The organism is Morganella morganii (genome assembly GCF_019242955.1).
GTDB classification, from domain to species: domain Bacteria; phylum Pseudomonadota; class Gammaproteobacteria; order Enterobacterales; family Enterobacteriaceae; genus Morganella; species Morganella sibonii.
In genome coordinates this window covers 2,488,440-2,506,925 of record NZ_CP066129.1, presented here as the reverse complement: position 1 = coordinate 2,506,925, position 18,486 = coordinate 2,488,440, and the positions used below count along the sequence as shown (strand labels likewise).

Here is an 18,486-nt window from a genome sequence, read left to right as displayed (position 1 = left end):
GCAAAAAAATATTAAGAGCAATGTATACAATCCGGTATATAACAGATTATATAACGCTATGTTAGCGGAAACCGGTCAGCTGCGAAAGCTTTTTTTCACCGGAGTGTGTCGCAGAGCAAAGTTTGGCGCGGAATCAGGCTCTGCCTGCGATGGGCAGCAGTATCAGACTGGCGGGAGGCTGCGGCAGAGGGTCGCTCCCGGTTATTAAATACGTTATTTTATTACGGGTAACCGGAATGTTTATATCGCATTTAACCGTTTTTATTATTTATTTTTATTTCCAGGATGATGAACATTATTCTTTTTCGTTAATTTAACCAGTAATTAATGAATAAATTTTATTTTTTATTCAATCATGTGTTTTAATTTATGGCGGGATAATAAAATGTGGTGGTAAATTGAAAGTATAAATAAACTAATAGGAGATAAAGTAACGACTATCATAAGTAATTGTAGTTAAAGTGATTTTTTGTTTATTTTTGATAGTTGATTATTGAAGTAATCGTTCGGATTAATCGTTGTATTAATGCGAAAAATTAACGTTAATTAATAGAGTGAAAAAAAAGGAATAAAAAAATATACAGAGAAATATTTCTTATGGTAAAGTCGGGCTGATTCTTAATAAGAGGTGTCTTTTTTTTAAACAATTACCGTCAGATATGACAATACGGATATTACCTGTCATTCGTTAAGGGGCTTGTTCGCCGCAAATCAGCACAGCAATATAAGAGGTATAACTTTGACCGATATAATTAATACATTAAACGGACTACTCTGGAACCACCTGCTCATCTATTTATTACTGGGTATCGGACTGTACTTCACATTTCGTACCGGATTTATCCAATTCCGTCACTTCGGACACATGTTCAGCGTGCTAAAGCACAGTAAGAAATCGGATAAATCCGGCATTTCCCCGTTTCAGGCACTGTGTACAAGTCTGGCTGCACGGGTGGGGACCGGGAACCTGACCGGGGTGGCGATCGCCCTGACCGCGGGTGGTCCCGGCGCTATCTTCTGGATGTGGGTTGTCGCGCTGATCGGTATGGCGACATCCTTTATTGAAAGTACGCTTGCCCAGCTTTATAAAACCCGTGACGATCAGGGGAATTATCGCGGTGGTCCGGCGTATTATATGGAACGCGGACTGAAAGCCCGCTGGATGGGCGTGCTGTTCTCAATCTTCCTGATTATCGCATTCGGACTGGTCTTTAATGCCGTTCAGGCAAACTCGATTGCTCAGGCGTCCAAAATGGCCTTTGGCGCGGATGCCGGTTATGTCGGTGCCGGTCTGGTGGTTATCTGTGGTGTGATCATTTTCGGCGGCCTGCGCTCCATTGCCCGGGTGGCGGAGCTGGTGGTACCGGTGATGGCGGTTGCGTATCTCATTCTCGCCTTCTGGGTGATGGGGCATTATGCAGAACGCCTGCCGGAAATTTTTATGCTGATTATCAAAAGTGCTTTCGGATTACAGGAGGCGGTTTCCGGTGCTGTCGGTTATGGTGTGGCACAGGCCATGATTAACGGCGTACAGCGTGGTTTGTTCTCGAATGAGGCAGGCATGGGCTCCGCCCCGAACGCTGCAGCGTCTGCGGCACCATTTCCGCCGCATCCTGTTTCTCAGGGGTATGTGCAGATGCTGGGGGTCTTTATGGACACACTGGTTATCTGCAGCGCTACCGCGATGATTATTCTCTCCTCCGGTGTGCTGGACAATCCGCAGGGGGATATCAACGGTATTGAGATCACGCAACTGGCACTGAGTTCGGTTGTCGGCAGCTGGGGTTCTGTCTTTGTGGCCGTGGCTATCTTCTTCTTTGCGTTTACCTCCATTATTGCCAATTACGCCTATGCGGAAAGCAATATGGTGTTCCTCGAGCACAAACACACCAAAGGGCTGTTTGTCCTGCGCCTGGCTTCGCTGGGTATGGTGATGTTCGGGGCATTGTCAGAAATGCCGCTGGTCTGGAAAATGGCTGATTTCTCGATGGGACTGATGGCGGTGACAAACCTGATTGCTATCCTGTTGTTGTCCGGCGTTGCATTTAAGCTGGCGAAAGATTATAACCAACAGCGCAAAACGGGGAAATTACCGCAGTTTGATATCAACCTTTATCCTGAAATTCGTAAACAGGTTGAAGACGGCATCTGGGAAGAAACACCGGAACCGCTGGTTGAACAAAAGGTTAACTGACGACAACACCCGCTTTTGCGGGTGTTTTTCTGTATGGGAGAGAATAATGGATAATCCCCGGCTGAAACGGGCGAGGATAACCCGGTGTGATGTGCTTTGAACGCGGGTACATCACCACAGAGCAGCGTTCTGTGGTAACTATTCATCAATAATGAGATTTACCATGAAACAAAAACATTGGTCCGTTTGTGAACGGTTGCATGAAACGGTCACAAATCCGAATATTCATATCAAAGGCACTCACAGCTATTACAGCGACTGCTGGGATAAAGGGTTTGAAGCCTCCGTTGTCCGTTATTTACAGGGCGATGAAATAAGCCGTGACTGGCAGCTCAGCTGGAAAGTGGATGAGTTGTATATCGGGGATTATGTCTGCATCGGTGCAGAAGCCGTGATCCTGATGGGCGGTAATCATACACACCGCCATGACTGGTTCAGCCTGTATCCGTTTCCGGATATCATTGATGAGGCTTATATAGGCAAAGGGGATACCCGGATTGGTGACGGTGCCTGGATAGGCATGCGGGCGATGATTATGCCCGGTGTGACTATCGGTGAGGGCGCGGTGATTGCGGCAAACAGTGTGGTTGTCCGCGATGTGCCGCCATATGCGATTGCCGGCGGTAATCCGGCTGCCGTTATCCGCAGCCGGTTTGATGAAAATATTGTCACGGAGTTACTGTCGCTGTCCCTCTATGACTGGCCGCAGGCGAAGTTTGATGCGCTGAGACCGCTGATTTGCTCCGCAGATCTGGCCGGGCTGAAAGCGGCATCAGAACAGTATGACAGGGCACAAAACAGCACTCAGCCGTAAATAGATGATTGAATACCCGCCGCGGCGGGTATTTTTTATCGTGCGTTTTCAGCTGCCTGTTGCTCCCGCTGACGGGCGCGTTGCAGTGCCGGACGCTTCTCCAGTGCCTCAGTGTAGTGCACAAGATCCTCTGACAATACAAAACCCAGCATCATGGCCCAGCGTGAGATATGAAATAAGAAAATATCCGCCACAGAAAAATCATCGTTACACAGCCATGTTTTTCCGCAGATCTCTTGTTCAATGACCTTAATGGCCCGCAGAAAATCCTCTTTTGCCGGTTCGATAGCAGCCGGTTGCCGCATAGTTTCCGGTAAGACCACGGCATGTTTCAGTATGATCCAGAGGGGGCTTTCCAGTTCCGAAATAATATAGGCGAGCCACTGGTTTACTATGGCCTGTTTTTTTATATCCTGCGGGTAAAAACGTCCGTTACCGTAAGTTTGCGCGAGGTAAATGCAGATGGCGGAGGATTCAAAAATGACCAGCCCGTTATCAGACAGTGCAAGGACTTTCTGATTTTTACCCGGAATCTGTTTTCCGGCAGACATTACATCGGTAAAGTGACACTGATAATCAAGACTCAGCTCTTCTGCCATCCAGGTGGCGCGGATGGAGCGCGACTTCGGGTAAGTGTAAATATCCATTTCATTCTCCGCGTGAATAAAAATCCGAAAAACCTCATGATGATTCGTTTTCAGAGCATAGCACTACCGCAATGAAGTCGTCATAATATACTGCTGTGACATAATGTTCGTTATGAATAATACGATCGTGATATTTCCCGGAAAGGGGCTGTACCGGCACAGTGCCGGATAAAATTGTACAGGATAAAGAAAGATGTGGCGTAGCGTGTGTCTGGTGTGTGCACTGATACTGACAGGATGCAGTAATCAGAGCCGGTATATTGATCATGGTGAATTTATTGTCGATCAGCGGAATATCAAAGAGCCGTGGTTATCCAAACCGAATAATTATCTGGTTTTTCATTATACCGCGCTGAATGATGAGGCATCGCTGCGGGTGCTGACCGCCGGCGGGGTGAGTGTTCAGTATCTGGTGCCGACAATACCGGCGGTGCGTGATGGTAAGCCGGTGGTATTGCAGCTGGTGCCGGAAGGCAGTGAAGCGTGGCATGCCGGAAAGAGTTACTGGCGCGGTGAAAGCAGTCTGAATAAAAGCTCAGTCGGTGTGGAGATTGTTAATCCCGGTACAGTGAAAATGTCTGTCGGGCAGCGCTGGGTGCCGTATCAGACAGCCCAGATAGACCTGATTGTAAAACTGGCACAGGATGTGATCGCGCGGCATAACATTGCACCGCAAAATGTGGTGGGACACAGTGATATTGCACCGCAGCGTAAACTGGACCCGGGGCCGATGTTCCCGTGGGAATATCTGGCGAAACGCGGGATCGGCGCCTGGCCGGACGCATCTGATGTAAAACATTTTCTCGGAAACCGGCATCCGTCGGATAAAATCAATGCCGGAGAGTTACAGCAGGCACTGAAAAAATATGGCTATGAAATCACCGTAACCGGCAAAATGGATGGTAAAACCCGCAATGTTATCAAAGCATTCCAGATGCATTTCCGCTCTCATAAAGTAAACGGTGAGGCGGACGCGGAAACACTGGCTCTGGTGAAAGCCCTTCTGAAAAAATACGGCGCACAATAACCCTGTTATCTGTCAGGTGAAAAATCATGCTGTTTTGTTATGGTATGAGTATTCACAGGATCAGCACAACAGGAGTGGCAGAATGAAAAAACGCATTCTGAGTGCCGGCAGGCTGATCGGGCTATCCGGTATTATTTTTTTCTCACTGATAACAATGGCAACAGGTATGACAAAAACAGACCGGCCTGATCTGGTTACCGCAGCGGAAAAGGGTGATCTTAATACGGTTCAGCAGTTAATCAGACAGGGCGGCGATATTGAGCAGCGTGATAACCGCCTGCGTACACCGCTGATGGCAGCAGTACACGGTAACCGCACAGAGGTGGCCCGCTATCTGATAGAACAGGGTGCTGATGTGAATGCCGCAGATGCTATTATGGACACGCCGTATTTATATGCCGGTGCACGCGGATTACAGGATATTCTGGAAATGACACTCAGTCACGGGGCCGATCTGAAAAGCACGAACCGTTATGGCGGTACTGCGCTGATCCCCGCATCAGAGCGCGGTCATGTCAAAACAGTGAAGACACTGATTGATGCAGGAGTGAATGTTAATCATGTTAATAATCTTGGCTGGACCGCGCTGATTGAAGCGATCATTCTCGGTGACGGCAGTCAGAAATATGCGGATATTGTCACTTTACTGATTGAGGGCGGTGCAGATGTTAATCTGCCGGATGCTGCCGGAGATTCACCACTGACTCTGGCAAAACGTCATGGCTACCGTAATCTGGCCGCTATTCTGGAACGGGCAGCGGCACACTAAACAGTAACGTAATAAATAACGGCATAATAAATAACGAAAAAAAAGCCCGGTCAGCGAACCGGGCTTTTTATATCATGCGGCCGTATCCGGCTGCATTTTTGCCGGTTTCATATTGCCGGCAACGAAAGAGATGATAAAGGCAATCACGCCCGGCAGTAACCAGCCGATCCCTTCCTTAAACAGCGGCATCCGGTGTAACACATCCAGGACGTTCTCACTGAGCAGGCCGATATTATTCAGTGTGTCGAAAGCACTCATCACAACCAGTACCGCGACAGTGAAACCGTAGGTAAAGCGCGGATTACGCATTTTACGGCGGGCAAACTGCAGGAAGACCAGTGCAACGGTGGTCGGGTAGATCAGCAGCAGTACCGGGATGGTGACGCGCAGCAGGGTATCCAGGCCGAATGTGGACACGATTGTGGTCAGCAGTGTGGATACCACCACCCAGAAGCGGTAATCCAGCCGGCGGTTGAATGTCGCGAAGAAATCCGCACAGGCACTGGTTACACCGACAAAGGTGGTCATACTGGCGAGCAGCACAATGCCGCACATCAGCCAGGTGCCGAGCGCGCCGTAAAGGACATCGACATAGCGGGAGAAAATCTGTCCGCCGTTGGTGGCGGTCTGTGACACCATGTCACTGGTTGCGCCCAGATAGAACAGGCAGATGTAGAGTGCAGCCAGCAGGCCGACAGCAATCAGCCCGGCTTTGATGGTAATGATCACCACCTCCTGCGGCGAGGTGATTCCGCGTGATGCGAGAGCACGGGCAACAATACCGCCGAACGCCATTGCGGACAGCACATCCATGGTCTGATAACCATCAACAATGCCGGAGAAGAAGGCAAAATCCACATACTGATTGATCGGTTCATTGATCGGGGAAAGTGGCGTGCGCACCACAGCGATCCCCACTGCGACCAGGAGAAACAGCAGTGCCGGGGTCATGAACTTACCGATAGCACTGATCATCGTTCCCTGTTTGAGCATAAAGAACATGGAAACGAAGTTAAAGACAAAGGCAAAAATCAGATGGCTGGCCGTGCTTTTCTCAACCAGACCGAGCGGCAGAAAACCCAGCTCATACGCGGTATTGGTCACACGCGGCATGGCGAAAGTCGAACCGAGGATCAGATAGAGTGCCACCCAGAATGTCACTGAAACCCAGCGCGGCAGATCGACTGATAACCGCTCACCACGGCCTTTGGCCGCAACGGTAATCAGGGTGATAAACGGCAGAACCACACCGGTGACGATAAATCCGAGGGAGGCACTGAACCAGTCAGTCCCTGAGTGATAGCCCGCCATCGGCGGAAAAATTATGTTGCCCGCACCCAGGAAAAGTGCAAAAACCATCATCCCGAGAACGAGCATGTCTTTTGTTGAAAACATAAAACAACCTGTACATGTTAAAATTAAATACTGTGATTTAGTTATTTTTTAAATGAAACAGTTAAAATAGTAACAAAATGCAGGTTGATTGAAAGACTCAAAAGAGTAAACGGGACAAATTCATTAATTAGGGGAATTTGAAAAAATATAATCCCGGTTACACAAATTTTTCTATGGCAGCCGCCACACCATCTTCATCATTAGAGGTCGTCACAAATCCGGCTTTTTGCTTAATGTGGTCAGCCGCATTGCCCATGGCAACACCCACACCAGCGTACTCCAGCATAGAAATATCATTGTTCTGATCGCCGATACACATGACTTTGTCCGGTGTCAGCCCCAGTTTTTCGGTAATTAGCGCCACGGCCCGGCCTTTGGTGGCACTTTTTGCAGAAATCTCCACAAAATGCGGTGCTGTCCGCAGAATATTGTAACTGTCAAACGAAACCTGCGGGATATAACCGGCTGCTTCATTCAGACGTACAGGGTTATCAACCATCATAAATTTGCTGAACTGCATTTCGCTGTCCATTTCCGCCAGCGGGCAGTAGTGCAGTGGTGTCCGAGTCAGGTAAGCATCCATCAGGGTGTAGTGGCTGATATCGCGGTTGGTGGTAAACATCTCACCATTACTCAGTACATGGAAATGGACGTTTATATCGCGGGCCAGTGCCTCAAAATAGCGGTAATCCTCAAAATCCATCAGTGTTTCAATCACCGGCTCGCCGGTTTCAGCGTCGTGAATAACCGCGCCGTTATTGCTGATGCAGTAATGATCTGCTTTATCCAGCCCGAGTTCCCTCAGATAGGGCAGAATGCCGTTAAACGGGCGGCCGGATGTCAGGATGATATGCAGACCTTTTTCTTTTGCGCGGGTAACAGCAGCACTGACTGCGGGGGTAATCTGATGGTGAGCATTAAGCAGGGTGCCATCGAGGTCAATGGCGATAAGTTTTACAGACATGCTGGCTCCTGAAACAGCGGAATGCACCACTGATTGTACTGCGGCAGGGATTTGCCCTGCCGATCTGAATGCTGAATATGATAGTTGAAATCATATGGCTAAATATAGTTCTGTTATTAATTGTTTAAGTTGCCTTAGTTACAGTCATGACTGAAATGCCACGGCTCTTTGATATCCAGGGTGATATCAGGATTCTGGCGGTAGTCGTAGGGGGTGATGTTATATTCTTTGCGAAACATATAGGTAAAATGAGATTGCGACCCGAAACCGAAATCAAGGGCAATATCAAAGATAGTCTGTTCACTCTGGCGCAGGGCGTTAACAGCACCGGCCAGACGACGCTGGCGAATGTACTTGCCGAGAGAGATGCCGGCAACTTCTTTGAAGATCTTCTGCATATGCCAGAGCGAGTACCCGGAATAGGCAGCCAGTTCTTCGAGGTGGATAACACGACCCGTGTGGTTTTCTATCCATTTACTAAGAGCGCACACAAGTGCGACGTGATTATCTTGCGGCATGACGATTTCGACTCAGTTTCAGGGTTTTCCAAGTATACAAGTTTATTTCATTATGACAAAACAGGGTGTTATCTGTTTATGCGCTTCCTGCTGATGAAATGAATTTTTTTGTGAAACAGCACCCTCTATCCGCTAAAGTATGTGCCGGTACCCGAATGTAACGAACTCTTTTAAACAGGTATAAATCAGATGAAAATAGGCAAAACATGAAAAAAATCATAATTATCCTGCTGCTGATTGTCGCCGGTGTGTTTTTTTATATCGCGGCCCTCGATAAGTATTGTGATCAGCGCGAGGATTTTATGCTGGGAATCTGTGAGATTACGAAATTTATTCCGTCAGACAAGGGCTGAGTTTTGCCTTTTCCCTCTGATTATCTTGTTGCTAACGGTATTCAAGGCAGCAAAATGATGTTTTAATAACGGCCTTAAACTTTTCAGGATGCAGCGATGCACAACGCAGAATAATAATATAGCCGTTACAGAGGATATAATGTCAGAAGTACAGCAGGAGCAGACGCTCAAGCGCGGTTTAAAAAACAGACACATACAGCTTATCGCATTGGGTGGTGCTGTGGGGACGGGGCTGTTTCTGGGAACAGCAACAACGATTCAGATGGCGGGGCCTTCTGTCCTGCTCGGCTATGCAGTTGCCGGGTTTATTGCATTTCTGATCATGCGCCAGCTTGGCGAAATGGTGGCGGAAGAACCGGTTACCGGGTCATTCAGCCACTTTGCGCATAAATACTGGTGTGGTTTTGCCGGTTTCTTATCCGGCTGGAACTACTGGGCGATGTTTGTTCTGGTCGGTATGGCCGAACTGACCGCAGTCGGTGAGTATATTAAATTCTGGTGGGACGTCCCGACCTGGATTTCTGCCGCTGTTTTCTTTGTGCTGATAAACCTGATAAACCTGGTGAATGTTAAGGTTTACGGGGAAACTGAATTCTGGTTTGCCATGATCAAAGTGGTGGCCATTCTCGGTATGATTGCCTTTGGTGCTTATCTGCTGATCAGCGGTAGCGGCGGCCCGCAGGCGTCAGTCAGTAACCTCTGGGAGTTCGGCGGGTTTATGCCGCACGGCTGGGGTGGTCTGATCTTCGCGATGGCAATCATCATGTTCTCCTTCGGCGGCCTTGAACTGGTCGGTCTGGCGGCAGCAGAGGCGGAAAACCCGCGCTACAGTATTCCGAAAGCCATTAATCAGGTGGTTTATCGTATCCTGATTTTCTATATCGGCTCTATTACCGTTATCCTCTCACTCTATCCGTGGACAAAAATTGTCGAGAACGTCAGCCCGTTTGTGCTGATCTTCCGTGAAATCGGCCATACCTTTGGTGCGGCGGATTCGTTACAGGGGAATATCAATCTGTGGATTGCCCATGTGCTGAACGTGGTGGTACTGACCGCTGCACTCTCTGTATACAACAGCGGTGTTTACAGTAACAGCCGGATGCTCTACAGCCTGGCACGTCAGGGAAATGCGCCTTCATTCCTGCAACGTATCAGCCCGCGTGGTGTACCGGTTAACTCGATTATTCTGTCCGGCCTGGTCACCTCTGCGGGGATACTGATCAACTACCTCCTGCCGAAAGAGGCGTTCTCCCTGCTGATGTCGCTGGTGGTCACCACACTGGTGATTAACTGGATTATGATTTGTATCTCTAACCTGAAATTCCGTCAGGCGAAGATGAAAGAGGGCGTGGAGCCGTTCTTTAAGGCGCTGTGGTATCCGTGGGGCAACTATATCTGTCTTGCATTCCTGGCCTTTATCCTGGTGCTGATTGCGCTGATGGACGGTCTGCGGATTTCTGTGATCCTGCTGCCGTTCTGGATTGCTTTCCTGTGGCTGACATATCGTTATTATGAGCGCCGCCGTGCAGCGAAAGCCTAATCATTCTTTCGGACAATAAAAAAACCGGGGATTTTTCCCCGGTTTTTTTATGTTCAGCAAGACTTAAAACTGCCAGCGGGCCCACATAAACAGGACGTTACCGTTATTGTAGGTACCGGGAATATAGGTCGCCTGAATCGCCAGACGGTTATATTCCACGGAAGCCAGCGGCAGCGGTACCGGGATCGGAATATAGTGATAATCATCCCGCGCGGTCACACCAATCGTAAAGCCGACACCGGCTTTGAAGCCATCCTGCCCCTGCGGCATCCACATCTTCTGGAATCCGTAACCGACGATAGGTTCCCATTTGTTGTGTGAATCCTTAAATGCCATGGCGTACAGACTGTGCCAGTCGTTATCCTCATCATAGTAGGATTTGCCGAACCCGGCTCCCCACGGCTTTTCATTGTAGGTATCGGTTTTTTCTTTGTCGTAGGTCAGACGGTTATGCCAGGTCCAGAACGGGACATAGAGATCGTACTGGTCTGATTGCCAGACATTGGTGACATTGCGTTTAAATGTGCCCCAGAGTCCTTCTGAAGTTGCCGCATCATTGGTGACGCTGTCATTTTTTTGTGTGTCCTGTTCCTGCGCTGCTGCGGGCTGTGAAACCATCAGCAGGGAGGTAAGCGTCAGGGCGCCGGCCGTGCTTAAAGAAAGCTTCATGAATAACTCCTGGTGTGACGATAATCATTTATCCTAAAACGATTATTCTGCTCATAACAAAGAATTCGAATTAATAGATAACAATTATAATAACATAGATTTCATATTGTTTTTATACTGCTGATACGGCTTAAATCTAAACAAAATATCAATGAAGAGCGGTAATAAGCAGATTCTTAGTATGGAAATAATGAAGCAAGACAGCTTATCGTTCTTGCAGGAAAAGAACAAAGTTGTAATTTCTTTATATGTTTAAACACAAGCGGTTATCAATTTTGCGTATAAATTTATCGGAACATGTTATTAATATTTCTAAATATGTGCACCAGATCTTCCCGCTGAAAAAATCGCTTGATTTCCGACCTGTCCTATGTGATAACTCAAATGGGTAAACGAGGTACGCTTCTGTTTTTTAAGCAGTAACGACTAGTTTGTATATCGCCGGTTATCGGCAAATTTGTAGGATAGGAATTTTATCAATGGCTAAACTTAAAGGCACTGTTAAGTGGTTTAACGAATCAAAAGGTTTTGGTTTCATCACTCCAGCTGATGGCAGCAAAGACGTGTTCGTTCACTTCTCTGCAATCATGACCGATGGTTTCAAAACACTTGCTGAAGGCCAACAAGTTGAATTTGAAGTGCAGGATGGTCCTAAAGGCCCAGCTGCTGCCAACGTCACTAAAGCATAATTATCTCCGGCAGCACTGCCTCTGATAGTTGGTTTTACCAGCGTGGTTAACGCGACAGCCTGATAGCCGTTTAATAACGAGTGTATATCACTGACGCAAATTCAGACCCTGTGCCCTTGCGGGCATGGGGTTTTTTATTGCCTGTTCTGCGGTGGTTTCCTGTCACCGGATGCGTATAATTCACTATACAGAGCGCCACAGCAAAACAGGAGATATCAGGGTGAGAATCAACGCATTAACCATTGCAGGAACCGACCCGAGCGGCGGTGCGGGTATTCAGGCGGATTTAAAAACCTTTTCCGCACTGGGCGTTTACGGCACCACGGTGATGACAGCGCTGGTGGCACAAAATACCTGCGGCGTGAACTCAGTCCATTCTGTTCCGCCTGAGTTTATCGGGGCGCAACTGGATGCGGTACTGACGGATGTCAGAATTGACAGTGCCAAGATTGGCATGTTGTCTGACGGCGGCGTGATCCGCATTGTGGCTGAAAAACTGCGTCAGTACCCGGTGCCGTATGTGGTACTGGATACGGTGATGCTGGCGAAAAGCGGTGATCCGCTGCTGAAAGCTGATGCGGTTGATTTACTGATCTCTGAATTATTACCCCATGTTTCGATTATCACTCCCAATCTTCCCGAAGCGGCCGCGTTGCTGAAAACAGCAGTTGCCACAGATGAAAAAATGATGCAGCAGCAGGGCGAGGCGCTTATGGCTGCCGGGGCAAACGCGGTACTGCTGAAAGGCGGTCATCTGGATAACGCCGAAAGCCCTGACTGGCTGTTTCTGCCGGAAGGCCGCCACCGCTTTACCTCTGTCCGTATCCCGACCAAAAACAGTCACGGCACCGGCTGCACATTATCGGCGGCAATGGCAGCACTGCGGCCGCAGTGTGCGGACTGGGCGGAAACTACGGAGGCCGCAAAACAGTATCTGCACGGAGCACTGGCTGCGGCAGATAGTCTCGAAGTAGGGCACGGACATGGTCCGGTTCACCATTTTTATCAGTGGTGGTGATATCGCACGGTAATTCGTGTATATTGCGCGCTTTTCAGGGGGGAAGATATGGAAACGGGTTCATCTGTGCGTCTTAATAAATACATCAGCGAAAGCGGCATCTGCTCCCGCCGGGATGCAGACCGCTATATTGAGCAGGGATTAGTCCTGATCAACGGCAAACGTGCGGCTATCGGCTCACAAGTGGTGCCGGGGGATGTGGTTAAAGTCAACGGTCAGCTGATTGAGGCGCGGGAGCAGGATGATCTGGTTCTGATTGCCCTCAATAAACCGGTGGGTATTGTCAGTACCACCGATGAGGGTGAGAAAGACAATATTGTTGATTTCGTCAATCACAGCACCCGTATCTTCCCTATCGGCCGCCTGGATAAAGACTCTCAGGGGTTGATTTTCCTGACCAACCACGGCGATCTGGTGAATAAAATTCTGCGTGCCGGAAATGACCACCAGAAAGAGTATGTGGTAACGGTCAATAAACCAGTCACGGATGATTTTATCCGTGGTATGGCGGCAGGTGTGCCGATCCTCGGTACGGTAACCAAAAAATGCAAAGTGAAGCAGGAAGCGCCGTTTGTTTTCCGCATCACACTGGTTCAGGGTCTGAACCGTCAGATCCGCCGGATGTGTGAACATTTCGGCTATGAAGTGACGAAACTCGAGCGCGTCCGTATCATGAATATCAGCCTGACCGGGATTCCGGTGGGCGAATGGCGTGATTTAACGGATGATGAGCTGGTTGAGCTCTTTGATGCGATTGAAAAATCCTCATCCGAAGATAAAAAAGCCAAAAAACCGGCCGCGAAACCGCAGAAGCGCGATAACAAAATCAGGGTTGCTCCGCCGGTTTATCCGGGGTCAGACAAACAGCAGAAGAAGAAAGAAAGCAGCAGCGATAATAACCGCCAGCGCTTTGCACAGGCAGGGCGGAAGAAGAAGAAAAGATAATTATCTGTCTGCTGAAAAGTGATCTGCAGTACAGGTAATAATGCGATAACGGGCAGGCGGACGAAAAGCATGCGCGTCATGGATGACGCGCCTGAGCTTACAGGGATGTATTTACAGCGGCTTTTCGTTTTGCCCGTTATCAGCAGCTCCCCGGAACAAACAGGGAGCGCAAAAAAATCAGGCCGGTTATCCGGCCTGTTCTGCATTTAAGCAATCGTCACTTTCTTATCGAGATACACATCCTGTACTGCATTAATCAGTGCCACCCCGTCTTTCATCGATTTCTTAAAGGCTTTACGGCCGAGGATCAGCCCCATACCGCCGGCACGTTTGTTGATCACCGCAGTACGGACGGCATCCGCGAGGTCATTATTACCGGATGCACCGCCGGAGTTAATCAGCCCCGCACGGCCCATATAGCAGTTCGCCAGCTGATAACGGACCAGATCAATCGGGTTATCGGTGGTCAGTGTGCTGTAAACGCGTTCATCAGTATGGCTGAAACCGATAGCTTTAAAGCCGCCGTTGTTTTCCGCCATCTTCTGTTTGACGATATCTGCGCCGATTGTCGCCGCAAGGTGGTTTGCCTGGCCGGTTAAATCCGCGCTGGCATGATAATCCACACCATCTTTTTTGAATGCCGGGTTACGCAGGTAAGCCCACAATACCGTGACCATTCCCAGTTCATGCGCACGTTCAAAAGCTGCTGAGATTTCCTCAATCTGACGGCGGGATTCCGGTGAACCGAAATAAATTGTCGCCCCGACAGCCACTGCACCCATTTCAAACGCCTGCTCAACACTGGCGTACAGTGTCTGATCATACTGCGCAGGCAGGCTGAGGGTTTCATTGTGGTTGATTTTGACGAGGAACGGGATGCGGTGTGCATAACGGCGGGCAACAGAAGCCAGTACGCCGTAAGTGGATGCCACACAGTTACAGCCCGCTTCGATAGCCAGCTCAACAATATTTTTCGGATCAAAATAGAGCGGATTGGCCGCAAAAGAGGCCGCGGCAGAGTGTTCTACGCCCTGATCCACCGGCAGGATGGAAAGATAACCGGTTCCCGCCAGACGACCGTGATTAAACAGCGACTGCATAGAGCGCAGCACGGTATTCGGCCGGTTATTGTCAATCATCACGCGGGTGACAAAGTCATCGCCCGGCAGATAGAGATTGTCTTTGGGAATAGTGGTGCAGGTGTGTTCAAGAAGAGATGATGCATCATTGCCTAACAACTTAACGATATCAGTCATGGTATGTAAACTCCGATTCCTGTAGCGTGTTATAAAATTGTCACGGATTGTCGTGGATTGTGTTTAAGATAACAACCCGCAGTGTGGCGGTAACCGGCACTGGATCGCTTCAGGCAGCACGGAAAAGGTGAATTGCTGACCAGTCAGCGGTTCGCCATCGAGATTAAACACCATCTCATGTGCCGCGCTGATGGTGATCCGTCTGCTGCTTTTCATAATGACGCCTTCCGCTTCACCGTCATTAAACAGGCTGTTCCAGAGTGAACGCGGCCAGTTGCGTTCCGGCAGGATACTCAGGTTCAGCAGCCCGTCATTGATCCGCGCATCCGGGCACAGCTTGTGTCCGCCGCCCGCCTGGCAGCCGTTGCCGACACCAATCACCAGTGCGTCATCCTGCCAGTGGAAATCATCACAGCTGATGGTGCAGTGATCGGCTTTCAGTAAATCGCTGCGGGTCAGTCCGTGGAGAAAATAAGCGGCGCCGCCGAAGGTGCTTTTCAGCGCTTCCGGGGTATTGGTGGTGATTTTCGGGCCGAACCCGCCGGTGGCCATATTGATGAAATAGTGAGATTCATTGATGCAGCCGATATCGATAGCGATGGAACTGCCTTTTGCAGCCAGAAGCAGGGCTTTGGTTTTATCTGCCGGAATACCTGCCGCAGCGGCAAAATCATTAGCGGTGCCGAGCGGCAGAATGCCGAGAACAGGACGCTCCTCAGCCGGATATGACATCAGTGCGCTGCATACGGCATTAATTGTGCCGTCACCCCCCGCGGCAATCACGGTTGCTGCGTTCAGGTGGTGCGCTTCGCGGACAAAGCGCGGAATATCCTCCGCTTCCCATGTCACCCGCACCTGAATATCTTCACCGCTGTCCCGCAGGCAGCTGACAGCCTGACGAATACCATCATCACCGGCACGTTTTCCGTTAAGAATCACTATATGCGTTTCCGCCATATTACTCTCCGCGTTCAGATTTCGTCTTTTAAAGATAACAAACACGGACGGATTCTGCCGGGAAAAAAGGGCGGAGAAAAAGGGAAGGGCACAAAAAAGAAAAGGTTGGCTCAAGGGAGATTGAGCCAACCAAGGAGGTGGTTCCTGGTATTACATGTTGCGTTTTAGTTCTTTATTTTCCTGTCCGATATTACGAAACAACGGAAGTGATTGTTGTGATCGGATTCGAAAATTCGGAATTTTCCCTGTTACAGAGCCGCAGCGTCGGTAAATTCCGGCATATGCGGATTACGGGTGCTGGTACCCTGTAAGTTACGGATCAGCAATGCAAATTCCAGGTTCACATCATCCGGTACCGGCAGATAAACAATATGACCGTTACCCGGTGCGACATCCGTGGCTTCCCCTTTGCGGTTATTCATGGCATCGAGGGTAAAGCTGATATTACCGTTTGGCGTCATCAGTTCCAGGCTGTCACCGACAGAGAATTTGTTTTTGACATCCACTTCGGCCAGGCCGTTCACGCGGTTGCCGGTAAACTCGCCGACAAACTGCTGGGAATCAGAAACAGAATAGCCGTACTCATAAGTCTGATAAGAATCATGGGTATGACGGCGCAGGAACCCTTCGGTATAACCGCGGTGTGCCAGGCCTTCCAGCGTGGTCAGCAGTGACGGATCAAACGGTTTTCCGGCAACGGCATCATCAATAGCACGACGGTAAACCTGTGCGGTGCGCGCGCAGTAATAGAAGGATTTGGTACGGCCTTCGATTTTCAGGGAGTGAACACCCATCTTCGTCAGGTTTTCGACATGTTCGATAGCCCGCAGATCTTTGGAGTTCATAATATACGTGCCGTGCTCATCTTCGAACGCGGTCATATATTCACCCGGGCGCTGTGCTTCCTCAATCAGGAATACTTTATCAGTCGGTGCGCCAACGCCGAGAGTCGGCTCAATATTTTTCACCGGGATAGGTTCCTGCTTGTGAACAATATTGCCGATCACATCTTCTTTGCCTTCTTCCACTTTATATTCCCAGCGGCAGGCATTGGTGCAGGTTCCCTGGTTAGGGTCGCGTTTGTTAATATAACCGGAAAGCAGGCAGCGGCCGGAGTAGGCCATGCACAGTGCGCCGTGGACAAATACTTCCAGCTCCATATCAGGCACATTTTTGCGGATATCAGCGATTTCATCGAGGGACAGTTCACGGGACAGGATAACCCGGGTCAGACCCATCTGACGCCAGAATTTCACGGTTGCCCAGTTCACGGCGTTGGCCTGAACGGATAAATGAATATCCATCTGCGGGAAATGTTCGCGCACCATCATGATCAGACCGGGATCGGACATAATCAGGGCGTCCGGACCCATGGCAATCACCGGCTCCAGGTCACGGATAAAGGTTTTCAGTTTGGCGTTATGCGGGGCGATATTCACCACGACATAGAATCTTTTACCCAGTTCGTGGGCTTCCTGAATGCCTTTGGCGAGGTTTTCGTGGTTAAATTCGTTGTTACGGACACGCAGGCTGTAACGCGGCTGTCCGGCATAAACCGCATCCGCACCGTAGGCGAACGCATAGCGCATATTCTTCAGCGAGCCTGCCGGAGAGAGTAATTCGGGTGTAAACATAATGTATTCCGATCTGAGTTCAAGTCAGAACCTTCCCCTGCGGGGGAGGCGTAATCAAGGCGATGGATTCTAGCGCGTCATCCGCCCGGTATCAAATGAATTACTGAAAATGGCATGAATATCGGATAACGATTTGATATAGTTTCGTTAAATTCAGTGACGCGGCGGAAAATCTCCGCTGCGTTATCATTTACTATAGTCTGTTACAGCGTGGATACATGGAAAAACGTCATATTGCAGTCTGGATTGGTCTGGTTCTTAACCTGATTTTCCTGGGGATTATTGCTTATATTCCGTCGGCACTTGAGCCGTACCGGGATCAGCTGGATTATCAGACACAACAACTGATCGAAGTCTTACCGTACGTGAAAATTCTGATGACCGGCGGGATCGCGGCACAGCTTATCAGTCTGGCATCTCTGCGTAACCAGCCGAAATTGGGTCTGATTTTCGCTATGATCGGCGGTATTATTTTTGTTCCGCTGGGCTTTATCTTTATCGTCGGTTATCTCTACGACTATAACCGCGTGGTCTACAGTTCACTGAAAAGTGTCCCGAAACTGGCGCAGTTACCGTTTGAGGTTCTGCTGAAATTCAATAAACAGCGTCAGGTCAGCATGGCTGCGATGTATGCGGTGCTCGGTGTGGTGCTGCTGGTTATCGGTATGGACTTCGGCGGTATCATGGTTGCGGTGGGGATTGTGCTGATGATTAACGCGCGGCGTATCCAGTATTATCCGATGCTGGCGATTGTCGGTGATAATCTTCTGTTTACCCCGGGGCAGTATGCGGTCTGTTATGAAGCACCGCTGAGTGCATTCACCGTGATAACAGACAACCGTTCTGCACTGAAACTGCATATCAGAACCGCTGAACTGGATCGGACATTCCGTATTGCAAAAGCGGATTTATTGCAGGATGAGCAAAATACGCTCGATAAAATCCTGGCGCGGCTGAAGCGTCCGTCAGTTATTCAGTAACCAGAAAAACAATAAACGGCGGATATTCCGCCGTTTCAGGCCGTTGACAAACCCGCAGGGATTGGCGACGACTGACAGAGGTTGTAAAAATAAACCAGGAAAATCAATTTATTGATT

General features: G+C 49.3%; 18 protein-coding genes. 10 read left to right on the top strand and 8 right to left on the bottom strand.

Annotation, left to right across the window (positions count from 1 at the left end; genetic code table 11):
- Positions 1–739 precede the first annotated feature (739 nt).
- Together JC793_RS11635 and JC793_RS11630 are read left to right on the top strand one after the other, a co-directional pair.
- Positions 740–2,194, top strand: coding sequence for an alanine/glycine:cation symporter family protein (locus JC793_RS11635; RefSeq protein ID WP_054425894.1), 1,455 nt, complete (start codon positions 740–742; stop codon positions 2,192–2,194).
- A 163-nt stretch (positions 2,195–2,357) separates the two neighbouring features.
- Positions 2,358–3,008 (top strand): CatB-related O-acetyltransferase, encoded by a 651-nt coding sequence (locus JC793_RS11630; RefSeq protein WP_218426249.1) that lies wholly within the window; start codon positions 2,358–2,360, stop codon positions 3,006–3,008.
- Between the two features lie 35 nt (positions 3,009–3,043).
- Here JC793_RS11630 and JC793_RS11625 read toward each other — a convergent pair whose 3' ends face one another.
- The gene (locus tag JC793_RS11625; RefSeq protein WP_218426248.1) at positions 3,044–3,655 is read right to left on the bottom strand and encodes a glutathione S-transferase family protein; all 612 of its coding nucleotides are present in this window, start codon (positions 3,653–3,655) and stop codon (positions 3,044–3,046) included.
- A gap of 193 nt (positions 3,656–3,848) precedes the next feature.
- Here JC793_RS11625 and JC793_RS11620 point away from each other — a divergent pair, with 193 nt between their 5' ends.
- Together JC793_RS11620 and JC793_RS11615 are read left to right on the top strand one after the other, a co-directional pair.
- A complete protein-coding gene (locus JC793_RS11620) occupies positions 3,849–4,682 on the top strand; it encodes an N-acetylmuramoyl-L-alanine amidase (protein WP_218426247.1) in 834 nt (277 codons plus the stop codon).
- 82 nt (positions 4,683–4,764) lie between these two features.
- Positions 4,765–5,451 carry an ankyrin repeat domain-containing protein gene (locus JC793_RS11615; protein WP_218426246.1) on the top strand — a complete coding sequence of 229 codons (687 nt, stop codon included), beginning with the start codon at positions 4,765–4,767 and terminating at the stop codon, positions 5,449–5,451.
- Between the two features lie 72 nt (positions 5,452–5,523).
- On the opposite strand, the gene brnQ is transcribed toward JC793_RS11615, so the two are convergent.
- The 3 genes from brnQ to JC793_RS11600 form a co-directional block, all read right to left on the bottom strand.
- Entirely contained in the window at positions 5,524–6,846 is a 1,323-nt protein-coding gene (gene brnQ / locus JC793_RS11610; protein WP_218426245.1) for a branched-chain amino acid transport system II carrier protein, read from the bottom strand.
- Between the two features lie 157 nt (positions 6,847–7,003).
- Positions 7,004–7,810, bottom strand: a complete 807-nt coding sequence (yidA, locus tag JC793_RS11605) for a sugar-phosphatase (protein ID WP_218426244.1) — start codon at positions 7,808–7,810, stop codon at positions 7,004–7,006.
- Between the two features lie 134 nt (positions 7,811–7,944).
- Positions 7,945–8,328 (bottom strand): helix-turn-helix domain-containing protein, encoded by a 384-nt coding sequence (locus JC793_RS11600; RefSeq protein ID WP_046893286.1) that lies wholly within the window; start codon positions 8,326–8,328, stop codon positions 7,945–7,947.
- 206 nt (positions 8,329–8,534) lie between these two features.
- Here JC793_RS11600 and mgrB point away from each other — a divergent pair, with 206 nt between their 5' ends.
- Both mgrB and JC793_RS11590 read left to right on the top strand, forming a co-directional pair.
- Entirely contained in the window at positions 8,535–8,681 is a 147-nt protein-coding gene (mgrB, locus tag JC793_RS11595; protein ID WP_025154858.1) for a PhoP/PhoQ regulatory lipoprotein MgrB, read from the top strand.
- A 139-nt stretch (positions 8,682–8,820) separates the two neighbouring features.
- Complete coding sequence (locus tag JC793_RS11590; protein WP_107678867.1) at positions 8,821–10,221, top strand: amino acid permease; 1,401 nt, start codon at positions 8,821–8,823, stop codon at positions 10,219–10,221.
- Between the two features lie 63 nt (positions 10,222–10,284).
- Here JC793_RS11590 and pagP read toward each other — a convergent pair whose 3' ends face one another.
- Positions 10,285–10,890, bottom strand: a complete 606-nt coding sequence (gene pagP, locus JC793_RS11585) for a lipid IV(A) palmitoyltransferase PagP (protein ID WP_046893284.1) — start codon at positions 10,888–10,890, stop codon at positions 10,285–10,287.
- 479 nt (positions 10,891–11,369) lie between these two features.
- Here pagP and cspE point away from each other — a divergent pair, with 479 nt between their 5' ends.
- The 3 genes from cspE (at position 11,370) to rluF (ending at position 13,542) form a co-directional block, all read left to right on the top strand.
- Positions 11,370–11,579: a transcription antiterminator/RNA stability regulator CspE gene (gene cspE / locus JC793_RS11580; RefSeq protein ID WP_004239901.1), complete on the top strand. Its 210-nt coding sequence runs from the start codon at positions 11,370–11,372 to the stop codon at positions 11,577–11,579.
- Between the two features lie 220 nt (positions 11,580–11,799).
- Positions 11,800–12,597 (top strand): bifunctional hydroxymethylpyrimidine kinase/phosphomethylpyrimidine kinase, encoded by a 798-nt coding sequence (gene thiD, locus JC793_RS11575; RefSeq protein ID WP_230061137.1) that lies wholly within the window; start codon positions 11,800–11,802, stop codon positions 12,595–12,597.
- Positions 12,598–12,645: 48 nt separating this feature from the next.
- On the top strand, positions 12,646–13,542 hold the full coding sequence (gene rluF, locus JC793_RS11570) for a 23S rRNA pseudouridine(2604) synthase RluF (RefSeq protein ID WP_166708084.1): 897 nt from the start codon (positions 12,646–12,648) through the stop codon (positions 13,540–13,542).
- Positions 13,543–13,748: 206 nt separating this feature from the next.
- On the opposite strand, the gene fbaB is transcribed toward rluF, so the two are convergent.
- The 3 genes from fbaB to trhP form a co-directional block, all read right to left on the bottom strand.
- Complete coding sequence (fbaB, locus tag JC793_RS11565) at positions 13,749–14,798, bottom strand: class I fructose-bisphosphate aldolase (RefSeq protein ID WP_004235228.1); 1,050 nt, start codon at positions 14,796–14,798, stop codon at positions 13,749–13,751.
- 63 nt (positions 14,799–14,861) lie between these two features.
- Positions 14,862–15,755 carry a lipid kinase YegS gene (yegS, locus tag JC793_RS11560; RefSeq protein ID WP_218426243.1) on the bottom strand — a complete coding sequence of 298 codons (894 nt, stop codon included), beginning with the start codon at positions 15,753–15,755 and terminating at the stop codon, positions 14,862–14,864.
- A gap of 248 nt (positions 15,756–16,003) precedes the next feature.
- Positions 16,004–17,389: a prephenate-dependent tRNA uridine(34) hydroxylase TrhP gene (gene trhP / locus JC793_RS11555; RefSeq protein ID WP_046893279.1), complete on the bottom strand. Its 1,386-nt coding sequence runs from the start codon at positions 17,387–17,389 to the stop codon at positions 16,004–16,006.
- Positions 17,390–17,607: 218 nt separating this feature from the next.
- Between trhP and JC793_RS11550 the strand changes: the two genes are divergently transcribed.
- Positions 17,608–18,369 (top strand): hypothetical protein, encoded by a 762-nt coding sequence (locus JC793_RS11550; protein ID WP_166708082.1) that lies wholly within the window; start codon positions 17,608–17,610, stop codon positions 18,367–18,369.
- Positions 18,370–18,486: the final 117 nt, after the last annotated feature.